The organism is Flavobacterium quisquiliarum (assembly GCF_019308285.1).
GTDB lineage: Bacteria > Bacteroidota > Bacteroidia > Flavobacteriales > Flavobacteriaceae > Flavobacterium > Flavobacterium quisquiliarum.
The window spans coordinates 146,701-166,033 of sequence record NZ_WWEM01000013.1 but is presented as its reverse complement, the minus strand read 5'-3'; the positions used below and the strand labels follow the sequence as shown (position 1 = coordinate 166,033).

20 protein-coding genes and 1 tRNA gene are annotated in these 19,333 nt (G+C 33.1%); 12 read left to right on the top strand and 9 right to left on the bottom strand.

Annotation, left to right across the window (positions count from 1 at the left end):
* The first annotated feature begins 66 nt into the window (after positions 1–66).
* The 11 genes from GSY47_RS05765 to GSY47_RS05715 all read left to right on the top strand — a co-directional run bounded on the left by GSY47_RS05765 (position 67) and on the right by GSY47_RS05715 (position 9,428).
* A tRNA-Trp gene (locus GSY47_RS05765) sits at positions 67–137 on the top strand.
* A 491-nt stretch (positions 138–628) separates the two neighbouring features.
* A complete protein-coding gene (locus GSY47_RS05760) occupies positions 629–1,207 on the top strand; it encodes a nucleotide exchange factor GrpE (protein ID WP_179002392.1) in 579 nt (192 codons plus the stop codon).
* 94 nt (positions 1,208–1,301) lie between these two features.
* A complete protein-coding gene (gene dnaJ, locus GSY47_RS05755) occupies positions 1,302–2,411 on the top strand; it encodes a molecular chaperone DnaJ (protein ID WP_179002391.1) in 1,110 nt (369 codons plus the stop codon).
* Positions 2,412–2,572: 161 nt separating this feature from the next.
* Entirely contained in the window at positions 2,573–3,502 is a 930-nt protein-coding gene (locus GSY47_RS05750; protein ID WP_179002390.1) for an ABC transporter ATP-binding protein, read from the top strand.
* 78 nt (positions 3,503–3,580) lie between these two features.
* Positions 3,581–4,897 carry an ABC transporter permease gene (locus GSY47_RS05745; RefSeq protein WP_219071140.1) on the top strand — a complete coding sequence of 439 codons (1,317 nt, stop codon included), beginning with the start codon at positions 3,581–3,583 and terminating at the stop codon, positions 4,895–4,897.
* Positions 4,898–4,997: 100 nt separating this feature from the next.
* Complete coding sequence (locus GSY47_RS05740) at positions 4,998–6,161, top strand: sigma-54-dependent transcriptional regulator (RefSeq protein ID WP_179002388.1); 1,164 nt, start codon at positions 4,998–5,000, stop codon at positions 6,159–6,161.
* 44 nt (positions 6,162–6,205) lie between these two features.
* The gene (locus tag GSY47_RS05735) at positions 6,206–6,865 is read left to right on the top strand and encodes a DEAD/DEAH box helicase (protein ID WP_179002387.1); all 660 of its coding nucleotides are present in this window, start codon (positions 6,206–6,208) and stop codon (positions 6,863–6,865) included.
* An 83-nt stretch (positions 6,866–6,948) separates the two neighbouring features.
* Positions 6,949–7,764: an alpha/beta hydrolase gene (locus tag GSY47_RS05730; protein ID WP_179002386.1), complete on the top strand. Its 816-nt coding sequence runs from the start codon at positions 6,949–6,951 to the stop codon at positions 7,762–7,764.
* 10 nt (positions 7,765–7,774) lie between these two features.
* On the top strand, positions 7,775–7,993 hold the full coding sequence (locus tag GSY47_RS05725) for a putative signal transducing protein (RefSeq protein ID WP_144218269.1): 219 nt from the start codon (positions 7,775–7,777) through the stop codon (positions 7,991–7,993).
* A 95-nt stretch (positions 7,994–8,088) separates the two neighbouring features.
* Positions 8,089–8,892, top strand: coding sequence for a Cof-type HAD-IIB family hydrolase (locus GSY47_RS05720; RefSeq protein ID WP_179002385.1), 804 nt, complete (start codon positions 8,089–8,091; stop codon positions 8,890–8,892).
* 5 nt (positions 8,893–8,897) lie between these two features.
* Positions 8,898–9,428: a GNAT family N-acetyltransferase gene (locus GSY47_RS05715; protein ID WP_179002384.1), complete on the top strand. Its 531-nt coding sequence runs from the start codon at positions 8,898–8,900 to the stop codon at positions 9,426–9,428.
* A 68-nt stretch (positions 9,429–9,496) separates the two neighbouring features.
* Here the strand turns inward: GSY47_RS05715 and GSY47_RS05710 are convergent, their stop codons facing one another.
* Complete coding sequence (locus tag GSY47_RS05710; RefSeq protein ID WP_179002383.1) at positions 9,497–10,021, bottom strand: hypothetical protein; 525 nt, start codon at positions 10,019–10,021, stop codon at positions 9,497–9,499.
* Positions 10,022–10,507: 486 nt separating this feature from the next.
* On the opposite strand from GSY47_RS05710, the gene mtaB reads away from it, so the two are divergent.
* Positions 10,508–11,842, top strand: a complete 1,335-nt coding sequence (mtaB, locus tag GSY47_RS05705) for a tRNA (N(6)-L-threonylcarbamoyladenosine(37)-C(2))-methylthiotransferase MtaB (RefSeq protein WP_179002382.1) — start codon at positions 10,508–10,510, stop codon at positions 11,840–11,842.
* A gap of 181 nt (positions 11,843–12,023) precedes the next feature.
* Here the strand turns inward: mtaB and GSY47_RS05700 are convergent, their stop codons facing one another.
* From GSY47_RS05700 to GSY47_RS05665, 8 genes are all read right to left on the bottom strand, one after another.
* A complete protein-coding gene (locus tag GSY47_RS05700) occupies positions 12,024–12,533 on the bottom strand; it encodes a hypothetical protein (RefSeq protein WP_179002381.1) in 510 nt (169 codons plus the stop codon).
* A 119-nt stretch (positions 12,534–12,652) separates the two neighbouring features.
* Positions 12,653–13,369, bottom strand: coding sequence for a 3-ketoacyl-ACP reductase (locus GSY47_RS05695; RefSeq protein WP_179002380.1), 717 nt, complete (start codon positions 13,367–13,369; stop codon positions 12,653–12,655).
* A 115-nt stretch (positions 13,370–13,484) separates the two neighbouring features.
* On the bottom strand, positions 13,485–14,072 hold the full coding sequence (locus tag GSY47_RS05690; RefSeq protein ID WP_179002379.1) for an LURP-one-related/scramblase family protein: 588 nt from the start codon (positions 14,070–14,072) through the stop codon (positions 13,485–13,487).
* 125 nt (positions 14,073–14,197) lie between these two features.
* Positions 14,198–14,548 carry a hypothetical protein gene (locus tag GSY47_RS05685; protein WP_179002378.1) on the bottom strand — a complete coding sequence of 117 codons (351 nt, stop codon included), beginning with the start codon at positions 14,546–14,548 and terminating at the stop codon, positions 14,198–14,200.
* Between the two features lie 9 nt (positions 14,549–14,557).
* On the bottom strand, positions 14,558–16,684 hold the full coding sequence (locus tag GSY47_RS05680; RefSeq protein ID WP_219071139.1) for a vWA domain-containing protein: 2,127 nt from the start codon (positions 16,682–16,684) through the stop codon (positions 14,558–14,560).
* Between the two features lie 71 nt (positions 16,685–16,755).
* The gene (locus GSY47_RS05675) at positions 16,756–17,721 is read right to left on the bottom strand and encodes a hypothetical protein (protein ID WP_179002376.1); all 966 of its coding nucleotides are present in this window, start codon (positions 17,719–17,721) and stop codon (positions 16,756–16,758) included.
* Between the two features lie 2 nt (positions 17,722–17,723).
* Positions 17,724–18,224 (bottom strand): RNA polymerase sigma factor, encoded by a 501-nt coding sequence (locus tag GSY47_RS05670; protein ID WP_179002375.1) that lies wholly within the window; start codon positions 18,222–18,224, stop codon positions 17,724–17,726.
* Positions 18,225–18,484: 260 nt separating this feature from the next.
* Positions 18,485–19,321: a DUF6929 family protein gene (locus tag GSY47_RS05665; RefSeq protein WP_179002374.1), complete on the bottom strand. Its 837-nt coding sequence runs from the start codon at positions 19,319–19,321 to the stop codon at positions 18,485–18,487.
* Between the last annotated feature and the right edge of the window lie 12 nt (positions 19,322–19,333).

Here is a 19,333-nt window from a genome sequence, read left to right as displayed (position 1 = left end):
TTTGAAATCTCTGCAAGAAATAGTTGTCGGAGAAGAAAAAATACTTTTAATTTGCGACCTCAAGTTACGGGCGTAGTTCAAGGGTAGAATAGCGGTCTCCAAAACCGTTGATGGGGGTTCGAATCCCTCCGCCCGTGCAATTGTTTTTTATCGCAAAGAACGCAAGATTTTTATCTAAGAATAATTTTAAAAAAGTTCGCAAAGCTATCTATACAAAGCTTTGCGAACTTTTTTATTTTTTATAAAAATTTGAGAGTAAAAAACCTTGCGTTCTTTTCGTTAATTTTTTTTGCTATTCAGGTTTTGTCATTCCATTAATAGATTTAAAGATGAGGAAAACATAAAAAAAAGCTTCGTCTCTATAGGCGAAGCTTTTTTTAATATAAGGTAAATTTGAATTAATAATTATTTTGAGGCCAAAGCCAACCCTTAAATTCAATTTTGGTGGTAAAAATTTTTGTTTTTCTCAATCAAAGATAAAACAAACTATAACGTAATAGTCTTAAAATTATACTAAATTTTATTTGACTATTTTCGCTTTTTAAAAGTCTCATAATTAATAAAGTGACAATTTGACATTTTATAAGATTTGGCAGTACTTTTGCAATCTAACACCAAAGAAATAAAAATGAAGTTTAAAAATATTTTTAAAAATAAAAGTAATATGACTACGGAAAATACAGAATTCGATCAGGAATTAGACGATGTAACGTTAGAAAAAAATGCCAACGGAGAGCAGTTAATTGTTGAAGAATTAAGTGTTGAAGAGCAATTAGCTCAAGACTTGGCTAAAGAAAAAGATAAGTTTTTGAGATTATTCGCTGAATTTGAAAATTACAAAAAAAGAACTTCAAAAGAGCGTCTTGAATTATTTAAAACAGCAAACCAAGAAGTTTTATTGGCAATGCTTCCAGTTTTAGATGATTTTGATAGAGCAGCTGTAGAAATCAACAAATCTGATGATGAGAATTTGAAGAAAGGTGTTGAATTAATTCACGAAAAATTAAAAAGCACTTTAGTTTCTAAAGGATTAGAGCAAGTTGAAATACAGGCAGGCGATGCATTTAATGCTGATGTTGCTGAAGCAATTACCCAAATTCCAGCTCCGTCTGACAAATTAAAAGGTAAAATTGTTGATGTAATTGAAAAAGGATACAAATTAGGAGACAAAATCATTCGTTTCCCTAAAGTTGTAGTTGGAAACTAAAATGCAAATAAAAATTTCGAATCCGTTTTAGGTTTTGGAATTTTAAAATTTGGACTAGAGCGCTAGCGAATGGCGTAGCAATTTAAACCTAATTATGAAAAAAGATTTTTACGAAATACTAGGCATTTCAAAAAATGCTGATGCTGCCGAAATTAAAAAAGCTTACAGAAAAAGTGCTTTGAAATATCACCCGGATAAAAACCCAGGCGACAAAGAGGCAGAAGAAAACTTTAAACTTGCGGCAGAAGCTTATGAAGTTTTAAGTGATCCACAGAAAAAAGCGAAATACGATCAATATGGTCATCAAGCATTTGATGGTTCTGGCGGATTTGGCGGTGGTCATGGCGGGATGAACATGGATGACATTTTCAGCCAGTTTGGTGATATTTTTGGTGGCGGATTTGGCGGTTTCGGAGGCGGAGGCGGAGGTCCTCGCCGTGCAAAAGGAAGCAATCTTCGAATTAAAGTAAAATTGACTTTAGAAGAAATTGCAAATGGAGTGGAGAAAAAAGTAAAAGTAAAACGTAAAGTTCAGGCTAAAGGCGTAACCTATAAAACATGTACAACTTGTAACGGTCAAGGTCAGGTTATGCGTGTAACCAATACCATTTTAGGAAGAATGCAATCTGCGTCAACTTGTCCTACTTGTGGTGGTTCTGGTCAGATCTTAGATAAAAAACCTTCTGAAGCAGATGGACAGGGAATGGTTCAGGAAGATGAAACAGTATCAATCAAAATTCCTGCTGGAGTTGTTGACGGAATGCAGTTAAAAGTTGCTAACAAAGGTAACGATGCACCAGGAAACAGTATTCCTGGAGATTTAATTGTGGCAATTGAAGAGATTGAGCACGAATTCTTGAAGCGTGAAGGTGAAAACGTTCACTTTGATTTGTACATCAGTTTCCCTGAAGCTGTTTTGGGAGCTTCAAAAGATATTGAAGCAATCAACGGAAAAGTTCGTATTAAATTAGAAGAAGGTATTCAGTCTGGAAAAATCTTAAGATTAAAAGGAAAAGGAATTCCAAGTTTAAACGGTTACGGAAGCGGAGATTTATTGGTTCACGTAAATGTTTGGACACCAAAAACATTGAACAAAGAACAAAAACAATTTTTTGAAAATGCTTTAAACAACGAGCATTTTGCTCCAAGTCCAGAGAAATCTGAGAAATCATTCTTTGAAAAAGTAAAAGATATGTTCTCATAATCTATACTTTTTTTAAAAGTCTAAATACATTTAAAACCCATTCTAAGTACAAATTAGAATGGGTTTTTTGTTTAATATGACATAAATTCATTTCGAATTATTTACTTTTACAGTCGCTGAACCAGAATTGGCAAAGCAACGCAGTAAATCAACAAAATAGCATGAGTAACTTACTTGAAGTACATAAGGTCGTAAAACAATACGGCGATTATGTAGCGCTTAACGAAGTTTCATTAAATGTGCCCAAAGGCAGTATATATGGACTTTTAGGTCCTAATGGAGCTGGAAAAACTTCCCTTATCAGAATCATTAATCAAATTACGTTGCCAGACAGTGGCGAAGTAATTTTGGATGGAGAAAAATTGCATCCAAAACACGTACAAACTATTGGTTATCTTCCAGAAGAAAGAGGTTTGTATAGTTCTATGAAAGTAGGAGAGCAGTGTTTGTATTTGGCGCAAATGAAAGGACTTTCTAAAGCCGAAGCCAAAAAACAATTGGATTATTGGTTTGATCGTTTAGGAATTCAAGGCTGGTGGAATAAAAAAATTCAAGAACTTTCTAAAGGAATGGCGCAGAAAATCCAGTTTGTCGTTTGTGTTTTACATAAACCTAAATTGTTGATTTTAGATGAACCCTTTTCTGGATTTGATCCTGTAAATGCTAATATTATTAAAGATGAAATTTTAGCTTTGAAAGAACAAGGTTCTACAATTATTTTCTCGACGCACAGAATGGAAAGTGTTGAAGAAATGTGTGAGTATATAGCTTTAATTCATAAATCAAATAAATTGATTGAAGGTAAAGTGGCAGATGTAAAACGCCAATTTAGAACCAATAGTTTTGAAGTAGGAATTTTGACCAATAATGTTGAAGGCCTAATGTATGATATTACACAAAAATTTACGGTTTCGCCTGCTAATTTTAAATCGTTGAATGATGATTTGAAATTGAATATCGAAATTGGAAATGCCGCACCAAATGAATTACTAAATGTTTTGACACAGCGTGGACAAGTAACACATTTCGTAGAGAAAATTCCAAGTATAAACGATATTTTTATTCAAACAGTTACTGAAAATAAAGTTTAGATTTCAGATTTTAGATTTCAGAATTAATCCTGAAATTTAAAAATCTAAAGTCAACAATCTAAAATCTAAAATCAAGAAATGAGTATTATTTCATTAATTATAAAAAGAGAATTTATTGCCAAAGTCCGCAATAAATCTTTTGTTGTCATGACTTTTTTGAGTCCGCTTTTATTTGTGGCGATTGCGGTATTTATTGGTTATTTGAGTTCAATGAAAGCGGAAATCAAACGAATTGCTATTCATGATGAAACCGGAATTTTTGTCTCAGATTTTTTAAAGGAAAATAAAAAAGGAGCGGAATTTAAATACTATAATTTATCTGAAATTGAAGTAAAAGCTTTAAAAGACAGTATTACAAAAGAAAATTTCAGCGGTTTAATTGTGATTCCAAAAACAGCTAATGTTAATGACTTAGAAAGTAAAATTGAATTTATTTCTAATAACAGTCCAAGTATTTCTTTTATTGAAAGCACGCAGGATATTATTGGCGAAAAAATCACAAAACTAAATCTGGAAGAAGCAAAACTAGACACTTTGGCAATTCAGAAAGCACAGTCAAAAGTAAATATTCATTTGGTTAAAGCTTCTGGAGAAGAGAGTTTAAAAGGTTTGAATGAAATTAAAATTGGTATCGGTGGTGCTTTTGGATATCTTATTATGATGTTTATTATCATCTACGGAAATATGGTCATGCGAAGTGTAATCGAAGAGAAAACAAATCGTATTATCGAAATCATTATTTCATCAGTAAAACCATTTCAGTTAATGATTGGAAAAATTGTAGGAACTTCATTAGCCGGAATTCTTCAGTTTATGATTTGGGCGATTATCGGTCTGGGATTAATGTTTGCTGCTTCTGCATTTTTTGGTGTTAATGTTGGGCCAACTGCAAGAATTTCGCCAGAAATGATGCAGTCAGCGCAGCATCAATTATCAGGATCGGCACAAATGTATATTGCTGAAATGTGGAATCTGCCAATCGCAAGTATTTTAATTGGATTTGTAGTTTATTTTATTGGAGGTTATTTCTTGTACAGTTCATTTTATGCAGCAATTGGAGCTGCAGTAGACAATCAAACCGATTCACAGCAATTTTTACTGCCAATCATAATGCCATTAATTTTAAGTGTATATATTGGATTCTTTACAGTGGTAAACGATCCGCATGGAAGTATAGCAGTTATATTTTCTATGATTCCGCTTACTTCGCCAATTGTAATGTTAATGCGTATTCCGTTTGGCGTGCCGTGGTGGCAAATTGCAATTTCGGTATCATTATTGTTTGCAACCTTTTTCCTTGTCGTTTGGTTTGCGGCAAAAATTTACCGTGTAGGTATTTTAATGTATGGTAAAAAACCAAGCTGGAAGGAATTGTATAAATGGCTTAAATATTAACTTAGAGATTCTAAGTTTCTAAGATTCTGAGATGCTAAGATTTTAGCTGAAAAAAAACTCAGAATCTCAGAATCTTAGCATCTTAGTATCTTAAAAAAGAATGAGTAAAATACTAATTGTCGAAGACGAAGCAGCAATCAGAAGAGTTTTGGTAAAAATTTTATCAGAAGAAAATGATTCGTATCAGGTTGATGAAGCTGAAGATGGTGTTGCTGGACTTGAAAAAATAAAAAACAACGATTACGATTTGGTTTTGTGTGATATCAAAATGCCAAAAATGGATGGTGTTGAGGTTTTAGAAGAAGTAAAAAAAATAAAACCAGAAATTCCGATGGTTATGATTTCAGGCCACGGAGATATGGAAACGGCTATTCAAACCATGCGTTTAGGAGCTTTTGATTATATCTCAAAACCACCAGATTTAAATCGTTTGCTGAATACAGTGCGTAATGCTTTAGACAAAAAACAATTAGTTGTTGAAAATAAAATCCTAAAGAAAAAAGTCAGTAAGAATTACGAAATGATCGGAGAAAGCGAATCTATCAATCACATTAAAGTAATGATTGATAAAGTAGCTCCAACCGAAGCCCGAGTTTTAATTACAGGCCCAAACGGAACAGGAAAAGAATTAGTAGCACATCAATTACACGAAAAAAGTGAGCGTTCTAGTTTTCCTTTAATCGAAGTAAACTGTGCGGCGATTCCAAGTGAATTGATCGAAAGTGAATTGTTTGGACATGTAAAAGGTGCTTTTACATCGGCAGTGAAAGATCGTGCAGGAAAATTTGAAGCAGCAGACAAAGGAACTATTTTCTTGGATGAAATTGGAGACATGAGTCTTTCGGCGCAAGCTAAAGTTTTAAGAGCGCTTCAAGAAAGTATGATTACAAGAGTTGGTGCCGATAAAGATATTAAAGTGGACGTTCGCGTTGTTGCGGCAACTAATAAAGATTTGAAAACAGAAATTGCTGAAGGTCGTTTCCGCGAAGATTTATACCATCGTCTGGCTGTAATTTTAATTAAAGTACCGCCATTGAATGAAAGACGTGATGATATTCCAGCCTTAATTAAGCATTTTGCAGAGAAGATTGCTTCGGAGCAAGGAAACGCTGTAAAAGGATTTTCGGCGCAAGCCATACAATTATTACAGGAATACGATTGGACAGGAAATATTCGTGAACTGCGAAATGTAGTAGAAAGATTAATCATTTTAGGAGGAAGCGAAATCTCTGAAAGTGATGTGAAAATGTTCGCAAGCAAATAATGATTTAGAATCTAAATTCTAAAATCATAAATCTAAAATTAAGCATGAAACTAAAAAAAATAAACGAAAAATTACAAGACGGATTAATCGAAAATGGTTTGACCGAAGCGAATGCTTTGCAGATGGAAACTTTCTCGACCATAAAAAGTGGAGCCGACTGTGTAATTGTTTCGCCAAAAGGAAGTGGAAAAACAACTACGATTGTTTTAAATGTGATTCAGCAATTGGCTGGTAAAACAGAAGAATCGCCTCGTGCGTTGATTTTTGTTGAAGACAAAGCGAAGGTTTTGGAAATGGTTGCGCTTTTTGAAAAGTATGGAAAATACACCAACTTGGAAGTTTATGGTGTAAACGAAAAAGGAGACATGGATTACGATAAAAACTATGTTTCTACAGGAATAGATGTTTTGATTGGAACGCCAACCAAATTAAACGATATGTTTAGCACGGCGGGTTATAACGTAAACCGCTTAAAAATGCTTATTTTGGATGATGCAGATCCTATTTTGAGACTGCGCCACGAAACAAAAATTATGCGTATTTCAGGTAGTATTGCCAAAACACAGCGTTTGATCTTTACAGAAACCTTAACTGAACGTATCGAAATTTTGGCAGATAAGATGTTAGTTGAGCCTTATTTATTTGATATGGATGAGGATGGAGAGGAGCTTGATGAAGAAGAAGACGATATCGAAGAAGAATAATTTATAGTTACAGTTTGCAGTGGCAGTTTACATTAAATATTGTAAGCTGCCACTTTTATTTAAAACTTAATAAGATAAACTTAATGGAGATTTTTAAAACACTTAAATTCTTATCAATGGTACTTTTGTGCTTTTTTGTAATTATTTATCTTTTAATAATTTCTTATGTTTATTTCAATCAAGTCGGTTTAGTTTTTCACGCATCAAGATTACCAAAAGATTATAAGTTTGATTATCAGCATAAATTTGAAGAAATCAATATCAAATCATTTGATGGAGCTGTTTTGAATGGATTGTTATTCAAAGCTGAAAATTCAAAAGGCTTAGTTTTTTATCTTCATGGAAATGCTGGGACATTAGAAACTTGGGGTAAAATAGCTAAAATTTATACATCATTAGGTTATGATATTTTTATTTTAGACTATAGAAGTTTCGGCAAAAGTGAAGGCGAAATTGAAAATGAAGAGCAAGTAAGTAAAGATATATCTATTGTATATAAATCTTTATTAAAACGATATTCTGAAAACAAAATTATAATTGCAGGATATTCCATAGGTTCCGGCTTTGCAGCAAAATTGGCTTCAGAAAATAAAGCAAAAGCTTTGATTCTTCAAGCTCCGTATTATAATTTTTTAGAATTATCAAGTTCAAGAGTGCCACTCTTTCCTGATTTCATGAAGAAATTTAGTTTAGAGACCAATGAATACCTGCCAAAAATCAAAACGCCAATTTATATTTTTCATGGAACGGATGATCAGTTAATTCCTTGTGAAAATTCGATTAGATTGAAAAAGCTTTTAAAATCAAATGCTTATTTTTATCCATTGAAAAATCAGGAGCATATTGGTGTAAACGAAAATGAAGATTTTCAAAAACAATTAAAAATAATATTAGAATAAAATAAATATCATGGGATTAATGAAGGTGTTTTCGGGCAGTGAAATATTAGCAATTGCTTTACAAGAAAGATTAGAAGAAGCGGGTGTAGAAACCGTAAAAAAAGATAATATTCAATCGGCTCGTTTAGGAGGTTTTGGACAAACAGATTTGGCTGTTGAGGTTTTTATTCAAGAAACTGATTTTGCAAAAGCAAATCCTGTTATTGAAGAATTTAGAATGAGTCTTTAAATAGTATTCAGTGTTCAGCATTTAGTCACAGTTTTATGCTGTAATTCGAAACTACGACTGAATACTAAATACTGAATACTGGAAACTAAAAAAATATGCAATACAAAATGTTAGTGCTCGACATGGATGATACCTTGTTGACAGACGATCATAGAATTTCAGCCTTAAACAAAAAAGTTATCCTGGAAGCACAGGCAAAAGGAGTGTATGTGGTTTTGGCTTCTGGCCGACCTACAATTGCTATGACGGCTTATGCTAAGGAATTGGAATTAGATTTAAACGATTCGTATATTATCTCGTTTAATGGCGCTATAATAAGCCGTGTAAAAGACGATTTGGTTTTGTTTGAACAAAAGCTTACTGTAGAGCAAATTCATGCTTTATACGATTACAGCGTTAAAATGAAAACAGATATTATCACTTATTTAAATGATGAAATTATAAGTGAGACAGATTCTGAATACATTGAAGTCGAAAAAGAAATTACAGGAATGACACATCGTAAAGTGACAAGCTTTAAAGAGTATGTAGACCGACCTGCGGTAAAATGTATTTTACTTGAAAAACCTTCCTATTTAAAAACAGTCGAAAATTATTTAATAGAAGCGATGCCACATTTAAGTGTTTCGATGTCGAAACCTTTTTTCTTAGAAGCGGCACAGCAAGGAATTGATAAAGCGGCAAGTTTGAAATATTTGGCTGATAAGCTGGGAATTCTTCAAAGTGAAATTATTGCCGTAGGAAATGCAGGAAATGACTTAACAATGATTGAATATGCTGGTTTGGGAGTTTGGGTGGACAATGTAACGCCGGAACTGCGTGATAAAGCCGATTTAATTGTAGCTTCAAATAATAATGATGGTGTTGCTGAGGTAGTACAACGTTATATTTTAAATTAGAAAAAATGAAGAATCCAATAGAAACCGAACGTTTGATTTTAAGAGAATTAATACTTTCTGATGCAGGCGGCATGTTTGAATTGGATTCGAACCCGAATGTGCATCTTTTTGTTGGAAACAATCCCGTAAAGAATATTCAGGAGAGTATTGATATGATTGAGAATATTCAGAAACAATATGCTGATTTTGGAACTGGTCGCTGGGCTGTAGTTCTAAAAGAAAATAATGAATTTATTGGCTGGTCTGGAATAAAATATATTACCAATGAAATCAATAATCATAAAAACTTTTACGAATTAGGATATCGTTTTATTGAAAAATATTGGAGAAAAGGATATGCTTCTGAAGCTGGAAAAGCTTTTGTCGATTACGCTTTTAACGAAATGAAAGTAGAAAAACTTTATGCTTACGCTGATGCAGGAAATGAAAACTCAAGAAAAATTTTAGAAAAACTAGGTTTCCATTTTGTGAATTCTTTCGAATATGAAGGAGAAATCGAAGTTTGGTACGAACTCACAAATCCAAACTCAAACTAAGAAATGCATTCCAAATCTTTACATACTTACAAAGTCAGTAAAGATTTGGAAACAAATCAGAGTTATAATTATTTTTTAGCTACAGAAACGAAGTATTTGTTTCCGTCACCCATAGTTAATTTTACACGCTCGTCGCAAAGGTCGATTGCAAAATTAGCACTTTCGTAACAGCTGCAAGTAGTATTTTTGTCTTTAGACATTTCTGTTTTACAGTTGTTATTTTTAAAAGTACTCAATTGCGGAGTATATAAACTCACTAAATCAGTAGAAGCAGTAACTAATGAGATAATACTTGCCGAATTATTGTTTGTAATTCTGTACACAATTCTATCCGTATAGTTTACATCGTTAACCGTTACTTTACGAATGTAGGTATAAGCTGTTGATCCTTCACCTGGTTCTTTAACTTCAAATTTAAATCCAACTGCACGAATAGCAACATCAAATTGTTGTTGAGAGTTCAAGCTCGCCCAATTTGTTAATGTACTAATAGAAGGAAATGGATTTGCATTTGCAGCAGGGGCATTAGTTTGCGCTTGCGAACTAAAAATGGTTAAGAACATCAAGCAGATTGTGGGTAAAAATGCTTTCATAAAGTGGTATTTGTTATTATAATTGTTGCCTACTCTCTTTGGTTTTCGGCTTTCCCATTTCATTTTGTAACACAAAACAACAACATAACGGTTAAAATTCAAAATTGTTATGTCTGAATTATTATTAAATTAATTTAAGCGTGTTAAAATTCTTAAATCTGAATTTAATTTACCAAAGAATTATAACAAAGGTAAATGTAAGAAATTTTGAATCTATATTAATAAAAAATGTACTTAATCGATTAATTTTGCATTTAATCGATTATTTTGTCATTTTATTCTTATTGAATTGTTAAAAAGTGAAGCCTGAAAAGTGAAGATTTATAAAAAAAATGCAGTATTTAGCCTTTTTTGAATGTTTCTAAATTAACAGTAGATGCAATTTATTGATTCGAAGTAAATTAATCGCTTTCTTTTGATGAATATTGTTTGTAAATTTGCAGCCTTAAATTTTTTGACAACGATTTCATTAATTTAAGACAAGTTATGGAAAATAGAAAAAAAGTAGCCTTTTATACGCTGGGTTGTAAACTGAATTTTTCAGAAACCTCTACAATTGCCAGAAGTTTTAATGACGAAGGTTTTGACCGCGTCGATTTTGAAGATGTTGCAGATATTTATGTCATCAATACCTGCTCTGTAACAGAAAATGCCGATAAACAATTTAAACAGGTTGTCAAAAAAGCAATGAAGCTAAATGAAAAAGCTTTTGTTGCCGCTGTTGGTTGTTATGCGCAATTAAAACCAGAAGAACTAGCATCAGTTGATGGAGTTGATTTGGTTTTAGGAGCTACAGAAAAATTTAAAATTACAGACTATATCCATGATTTGAGCAAGAACGATATGGGAGAAGTTCACTCTTGCGAAATTGCTGAAGCCGATTTCTATGTAGGAAGTTATTCTATAGGAGATCGTACAAGAGCATTTTTAAAAGTGCAGGATGGATGTGATTATAAATGTACCTATTGTACTATTCCATTAGCAAGAGGAATTTCTAGAAGTGATGCTTTAGAAAATGTATTGAAAAATGCCAAAGAAATCTCAGCACAGAATATCCGTGAAATTGTTTTAACTGGTGTAAATATTGGAGATTATGGAAAAGGCGAATTCGGAAATAAAAAACACGAACATACTTTTTTAGATTTAGTTCAGGCCTTAGATAAAGTAGAAGGAATTGAACGTTTAAGAATTTCTTCAATCGAACCGAATTTATTGAAAAACGAAACAATAGAATTTGTTTCTAAAAGCCGCACTTTTGTACCGCACTTTCATATTCCGTTGCAATCTGGAAGCAATGATATTTTGAAGTTAATGAAACGTCGTTATCTACGTGAAGTGTATATTGATCGTGTTAATAAAATTCGTGAAGTAATGCCTCACGCCTGTATTGGAGTTGATGTAATTGTTGGTTTTCCTGGAGAAACAGATGAGCACTTTTTAGAAACCTATCATTTCTTAAATGATTTAGATATTTCGTATTTACACGTTTTTACCTATTCAGAAAGAGATAACACTGAAGCGGTAGATATGGAAGGTGTTGTTCCTTCAAATGTAAGAGCAAAACGCAGTAAAATGCTCCGCGGGTTATCCGTTAAAAAACGTCGTGCTTTTTACGAAAGTCAGTTAGGTACAAACAGAACGGTTCTTTTTGAAAGCGAAAATAAAGAAGGATACATTCACGGTTTTACTGAAAACTACGTAAAAGTAAAAACACCTTGGAATCCAGAATTGGTCAATACTTTACAGGAAATCAATTTAACAAAAATAGACGAAGACGGAAGTGTTCGTTTAAAGTTTTTAAATAAATTGGCGGAAGCTTAAAAATAAACATACTCTAAGTATTGTCATTTCGACCTAAGGGAGAAATCACACGAGAAATTCCACATGCATAATCGCCAATCTTTGTCGATTTTCTAGTGCGATTTCTCCCTTCGGTCGAAATGACAAAAACCTCATAGTTTTTCTTTAAAACTATGAGGTTTTTTTTTATTACATGAAAAATCTATTTCTGATCCTCAGAAACCACCAATTTCAAAGAATTAATATAATCCGTATCAAATTCAATAACTCGAATTTTTTCCGGATTAAAGCTCAACTCTCCTCCAAATTGACCGCGAGTATCTAAAAAGTTAATGTTCAATTCTTCCTCATTTAATTCTATTAATTTTCCTAAATAAGCTGATTTTGATGATTTTTTGGCAATCTGAAAAACGCCATATTTCTCAGAAACGTAATTAATTATTGAAGCTAAATCTTTGATTGGAATAATATCGTCAGAATTAATTTTTAATCCTTTCAGACGAATTACTTTTTCTGTAAAAGCCAAATCATGATCACGATTTACAGCTTCAATATTTTTATTTCTCAAAATAACAAAACCGTCCAAAACAAAATCTACTGGATTATTTCGGAGTAAAATCCAATCATCAGAATAATCAATTAAAAATCCGCTGAAGATTTCTTTCTTATCCTGAAATTCTATTTCGACCAATTGTCTTAAATATTGTTCCATCATAATTGTTTTTAAATTGCTTCGCCAGTTCGCTGACACTCGTGTCAAATACTAAAATTCCAAATTCCAATTACTTTGAGATTGGAATTTGGAATTTCAAAAAATTGGAATTTAATTTTTTAAGGATTAGTAGACCAAATACTGCTGTTTTTGATAAATACTCTTCTGTTTAATTTTAACTGTGCAATAATCAAATCGGCCATGTCTTCAGATTGCATTACTTTTTCTGGGTTTCCGTCGGTTAAGTTTAAGTCTTTTGCCATGTCTGTCGCAACGGTACTTGGCGTTAAAGCCGTAACACGAATATTGTGTTTTCTCATTTCCTGCATCAAAGAATCGGTTAAACCTAAAACAGCAAATTTTGAAGCACTGTAAGCACTTGTCAAAGCGTTTCCGTTTAAACCTGCAGTTGAAGAAATATTAATAATATCTCCAGTTTGTCTTTCAATCATATTTGGGATAACGGCACGAGTGGTGTAGTAAGTTCCCATTAAATTTACCTGAATAATTCTTTCCCATGCTTCTGGTTCTAACTCTAAGAATTTTCCAAAAGAAGCAATTCCAGCACTGTTAATTAGGATGTCAATACTTTTAAATTCGGCAATTGCTTTTTCAATAGCTGAATTGATAGAAGCGATATCAGAAACATCAGCAGAAAGAGCCAAAGTTTTTACGCCTAGTTTTGCAGTTTCTTCTGCCAATTGGTCAATATCACTTTTGGTTCTAGAAACTAAAATAAGATTTACACCTTCTTTTGCCAATGCAATGGCAACAGCTTTTCCAATTCCTTTTCCAGCACCTGTAATAAGTGCATTTTTATTTTTTAAGTCGGTCATGATGGTAATTTTTTGAAATGCAGAAAGCATCATTTTAAGTCTTACAAAAATAAGCTTTTGCAAACTAAAATGATGCTTTAAAGTGTTTTCTTAATCTAAGTTTAACAACTTTTCGTTATTCTTTCAGAACCATGTCAATGCACATGACAGCTCCTAAAATCAATTGTCTCAACGGGCTATCAGCAGCTACATTCTCTTCAATTTGAAGAACGTAATTATCAGCACTTGTAAAAAACTCTTTTCCTAATCCCGCCCATTTTTTACTTACTTGAGCCAATTGTTTGTTTTCATGCGAGAATTTAAAATCCCATCCTGTCCATTTTCCTTGTAAAGTAGCAACAGGTCTTTCATTTTTATCTAAGATTTCAAATTTTCCTCCTATAGAAAAGAATTTTTGTTTGAAAGTTCCAATCAAACGATCTTTTTCGTCAAGGACTTCCACTGTCGATCTAAAGATGGCAACGCCTCTTCTTACAGTAATTATCTTTTCGCCAGATGCGGTTGTGATTTCAATATTAAATGGAGTAGCTCTTTTATAATCTGTAAAACGCAATACTTTGGTAAAGAAACCAAGATTGTTTTCACGGCAGTTCATAATGATTTGATTCGTCTGCGGATCGTAAATGTCGTAGTTGTTAGCAGCTTTAAACATTCCGACATGTTCTTTTACTAAAAATAGATTTTGGCTTAAAATAGGGTTCATATGAGTGTAAAAAATTAATATTTTGAAAAAAGCCCAAATGTAATACAATATTTATTAATTATTGTAATTTACAATTTGGGCTAAGAACATTAAACGTCTATTGTAGAATAGAAATTATTTTTAGTTTATTTTTTGCTGGTCAGAATAATTGCTCCGTTTGCTCCTCGTTCTCCATAAATTGATTTTGCTTCGTTCATCTTTAACGCCTTTACAGATTCAATAGTTTTGGGATTGATTTTACTAAATTCTACTTTGTCAATAATCTTTCCGTCTAAAACGTATACAATTTGCATAAGCTCAGATTTAGAAGGAGCACATATTATGATTTTAGTAGGTTGAACAGGCTTAGGTTCTGTAATAGATGAAATCTTTGTCTCACGAATCGTGTCTTTTGTTTGTTTAGAAGCAGATTTATCTTGCGCCTTTGCCACATAACTAAACAGAAAAAAGAATAAAAGAAGGTTTATAGTTTTCATTGTCAGTAATTAATTAAATTGTTTTGCACCTTCCACCAAACGAATAAACTCCGCTTTGTAACCTTCGCCATCATTTGAATTTCCTTGTTTTGCCAGTTTTGCAATTTCTTCTGATGATTTGTCAGCAATTAATTTTGAATCTCTTAATTTCAATCCGAACCAAGCTACCGCAGTACTAAATTTCATATCATCACTCGCCTTATTCAAAGCAATTGATTTATTCTCGATTACCTGAACCATTTCGATGCTTTTTTCGCCATCAGGTTTTTTGTAACGGAATTTTACTGTTGCCAATTCATTGCTGTAATTACTAGAATTGGTTTCCGTTTTAGTGTATTTTAAATCATCTGTTTGTGCTGTTAAATAATCGCTTTTTACACCAGCAGGGATAATTTCATACAAAGCCGTTACGGTATGATTACTTCCTAATTCTCCAGCATCAATGGCATCATTTTTAAAATCTTCTGGACGCAGTTTTCTATTTTCATAACCAATCAAACGATACGATTGCACTTGTTTGGGGTTGAATTCAATCTGGATTTTTACATCTTTCGCGATAGCAAACATTGAACCTTTAAATTCTTTTCCTAAAAAACGATTCGCTTCCTGAATGTTGTCGATGTACGCGTAATTTCCATTTCCTTTATCGGCAAGGATTTCCATTTTGCTGTCTTTGTAATTCCCCATTCCATAACCTAAACAAGTCAGGAAAACACCCGTTTTTCTTTTTTCTTCAATTAATTTTTCCATATCTGAGTTGGAAGAACTTCCTACGTTAAAATCTCCGTCAGTTGCCAGAATTACACGATTGTTGCCACCTTTAATGAAATTTTCCGTTGCTGTTTTGTAAGCCAGTTCAATTCCTGCTCCTCCCGCCGTGCTTCCTCCAGATTCTAATTTGTCTAAAGCGTCAATGATTGTTTTCTTTTCTTCTCCAGAAGTTGGAGGTAAAACCATTCCTGCTGCGCCGGCATAAACTACAATTGCCACTTTGTCTTTTGGACGTAATTCGTTTACCAATATTTTAAAAGATTGTTTCAATAATGGCAGTTTGTTTAAATCACTCATAGAACCCGAAACATCAATCAGAAAAACAAGATTTGAGGCTGGTAAATCATCAGTAGGAATGTTTTTTCCTTGTAAACCAATTTTTAGGATTTTATTATTTGAATTCCAAGGCGAATCGCTCAGTTCTGTATTAATCGAAAACGGATGTTCATTTTTTGGCTGTGGGTAAGTGTATTTGAAAAAATTAACCATTTCTTCTACACGAACGGCATCTTTTGGAACTTGCTGGCCATTGTTTAAAAAGCGTCTGATATTCGTATAAGAAGCATTATCAACATCGATAGAAAAAGTAGAAAGCGGTGCTGTTTTTGGATTTTCAAAAGCATTTTCTACAAAAGCATCATAATCTTCCTGAGTTGGTTCGGCTGGAATTGGCAGAATGTTTAATTTTTGATCTAATTCTTTTTCTGAAAGGTTTTTATAAAGGTTGTTTTTAGTAGAAATAACAACAACTCCATTTGAAGCTTTGCTGCCATAAATCGAGGTTGCCGACTGATCTTTTAAAACCGAAACATTATCAATATCATTCGGATTAATTTTTGCCATTTGATTGGCTTTTGCAGGAAGTCCGTCAATAATGTATAAAGGTTCGTTTTTTGGAGAAACAGTGGCGGTTCCGCGAATAGCAATAGTTGGACTTGGACTGGCAAGATAACCAACACCATTTTGAACTTGTACACCTGAACCTGTACTTCGAACCATTGCTACCGAACCGGTTATCATTTGTTTTTTAACAGCGTGATAACCTGTAACAACAACTTCACTAAGTTGATTAGAATTTTCTTTTAATGTAGCGTTTATTGTATTTGAATTTTTAACGTAAATAGTTTGAGAATCCATTCCTATAAAACTAAAGACTAAAGCATCTCCTTTTTTAGCTTGAATAGAATAGTTTCCTTCATAATCTGTCAGGCTGTTTTTTTTAGTGCCTTTAATCGTTATCTGAACACCAGGAAGCGGTGAATTAGATTCATCTGTAACAGTTCCAGTAATTGTTCTTTCTTGTGCCATGGTTACGAAACATATAAGCATAGCAATGGCTGATGAAATAAGTTTTAAACTTTTCATGATAATAATTTTTAAGAATTAATATTCGGATTTTGCTTTGTCAAAGCTGCAGACTTTGACAAAGCAGCGTATTATTTTTTCAGAGTTGGTTTTCCTGTTTTTGTAGTAATGATAACAACTCCTTTTTTACCTTTTTCGCCATATTTCTCGGTAGCTTCAAGGTCTTGCAAAATGGTTATGGTTTTAATGTCTTGTTTGTCTAAAGGCGCATACGGACTCGTTGGGTTATTGCCAAACAAATCATTTTCAGAATAATAAATTCCGTCAATGATGTACAATGGTTCATCCAAAACTACCAGTGAATCTACATTTTCAGGATTTAGATTTGGAATTTCCCTTTGGATCATTTTGTCTTTTTTGGCATCATCGCTATGAGCCATTGCAGTTCCGTTTAGCACTACCAAAGGGTTGCTTTTTTTGGTTTTAGGCGCATTTTTTTCAGCAAAAGCAACTTTCGCAGATTCTCTTTTAGGATTGCTTGAATATCCCATTTGATAAGTGACTTCTTTTTCAGAATTAATACTGTTGTCGTCTTCTGTTGATTCTGCTGCACGTATTGGCGATGCCGACATTATAGCATCATAATTAGCTCTTTCGGTCACAATAGGAGGAGGGGCAATTGCTTTTGGAGTAGATTGTATTTCATGTACAGCTACTTTTTCCTGCTGTTTGATCTGTTTGTCTAAAATTTCAACAGCTTCTTCTTTTGGAACTAATGGTGTATCTGAAGAAACAACTGTTTCATTATTCTCTGCTGCTGGAGTTTCAATGTTTTCTTTTTCGTTAACTACAACTTTTGGGGTTTCGTTTACGTCCTCTTTACTTGTATGTAAAAATTGTGAACCCAAAGAGATTAATAAAAGAAGAGAAGCCGCAACAGCAATTTTTTTCCACAATACAATTGTCTTTTTATCTTCTTTTTTGTCCAGTTTATCTTCAACACGCGACCAGACTTTTTCCATTCCCGGAAAGTCTTTAAACTCGGCATTTTGCGAAGCTTGTTTTATTTTATCGAATAATTTATCTTGATTGTCCATGACTATTTTGCTTTTTGATAATACAGTTTATTAACCAGTTCTTTCAGTTTGGTCTTAGCGGCATTCAATTGTGATTTCGAGGTGCCTTCGGAGATCTTCAGCATTTCGGCTATTTCTTTGTGAGCATAACCTTCAATTACAAAAAGGTTGAACACAGTTTTACAGCCGTCCGGAATGTGGTTTAATAAATTAAGTAAATCTTCTTCCTCTAATGTATTCAGTTCGTCGACAGAAGGCTGCGAAAGCAGTTTCACATCGTCTAAATACATGTTGAAGTTGGTTTCTTTACGAATCGTCGCCAAACAATGGTTTACAGTTATGCGTCTTGCCCAGGCTTCAAATGCATAAGCTTCTTTTAACTGATCCAGTTTGGTGAAAATGGTAAAGAAAGAATCGGCCAGAGCTTCTTCAATTTCTTCTTCCTTTTTTAAATATCTTTTACAAAGGCGGTACAACTTTGGCGCCATGTATTCGTACACTTGACGTTGGGCATCGCGGTGCATCTTTTTACAATTTGTTATTTGAGTTTCGTTTATCACAATTGTTGTCTTTCTTATATAGAGAGATAAAAAGATAAAAAGGTTGGGACGGGTTAAAAAAAAGTTTTTTTTAAAGGTTCAAAGTTGCAAAGAAACAAAGTTACAAAGGTTTTCTATTGTAGAGACGCACGGCAGTGCGTCTCTACGTTATATTGTAATCGCAAGTTTTATGTTTCTCTGCGAAAATCTTTGCGAATAATTTTTTCACAAAGGTTCACTAAGTTTTATTTAATCGGCAATGTCAATTTATAAATTTTAGTTTCTAAAAGTTCCGTGTCGTTATCTTCGCAAAGTAAAAACTCGATTTTATTGTTTTCTTTTTTATAGAAAGTCAAACCTTCAAATTTATTGGTTGAAGTAATTTTTTGAGTAAAATCGATTTTCATGGTTTTAGCATCGATTCGGCCAATGAAACTTCCCAGAATTTCACCATCATCGTAAGTTGATTTCGTGTCTTCTACAGTAGAAAGAAAATAGATTTTATCTTCAACCAAAATGGCATCAGTAAAACTGGAACGAATGCCTTTTATTTTTGGAAGTTTATAATTAACAGCAATTAAAGCAAATTCTTCATCCAGCTTTTTGGCGTGAATCGTAAAAATCGTGTTTTTATTTGAAATACCATTTCCTCGATTGAATAAATACCAGTTTTCTCCATCGAAAATAGCGCCTTCTAAATTGAAATCTTCGGGTTTTATTTCGCCGAAACTTTGCATTAAAGCATATAAATCGACTAGATTGTTTTGCTGCAAAACAGTTTTAGACTTCAAATCAAACTCAATCATTTTATTTCTGTTTTCGGTGGAACCAGAACCAAAAACATACAATGTGTCATTATGATTTGTTAAGGATTCAAAATCAGGTTTTAAGTTTTTTGGAATATTCTGCGTCGGATTATCAATTAAAGCGTGCTGATTTAATTGCTGATTCTGCATATTGTATTCGTATAAGAATCCGCTGTTGTCGCCAATTACATAAAGTGCATCGTTGTTAAAAAATAATCCTGATGCCGAACCGATTCCGATAATTTGAAATAATATTTCTAAGGTGAATTTTTCCATGAAAAGAGTTAA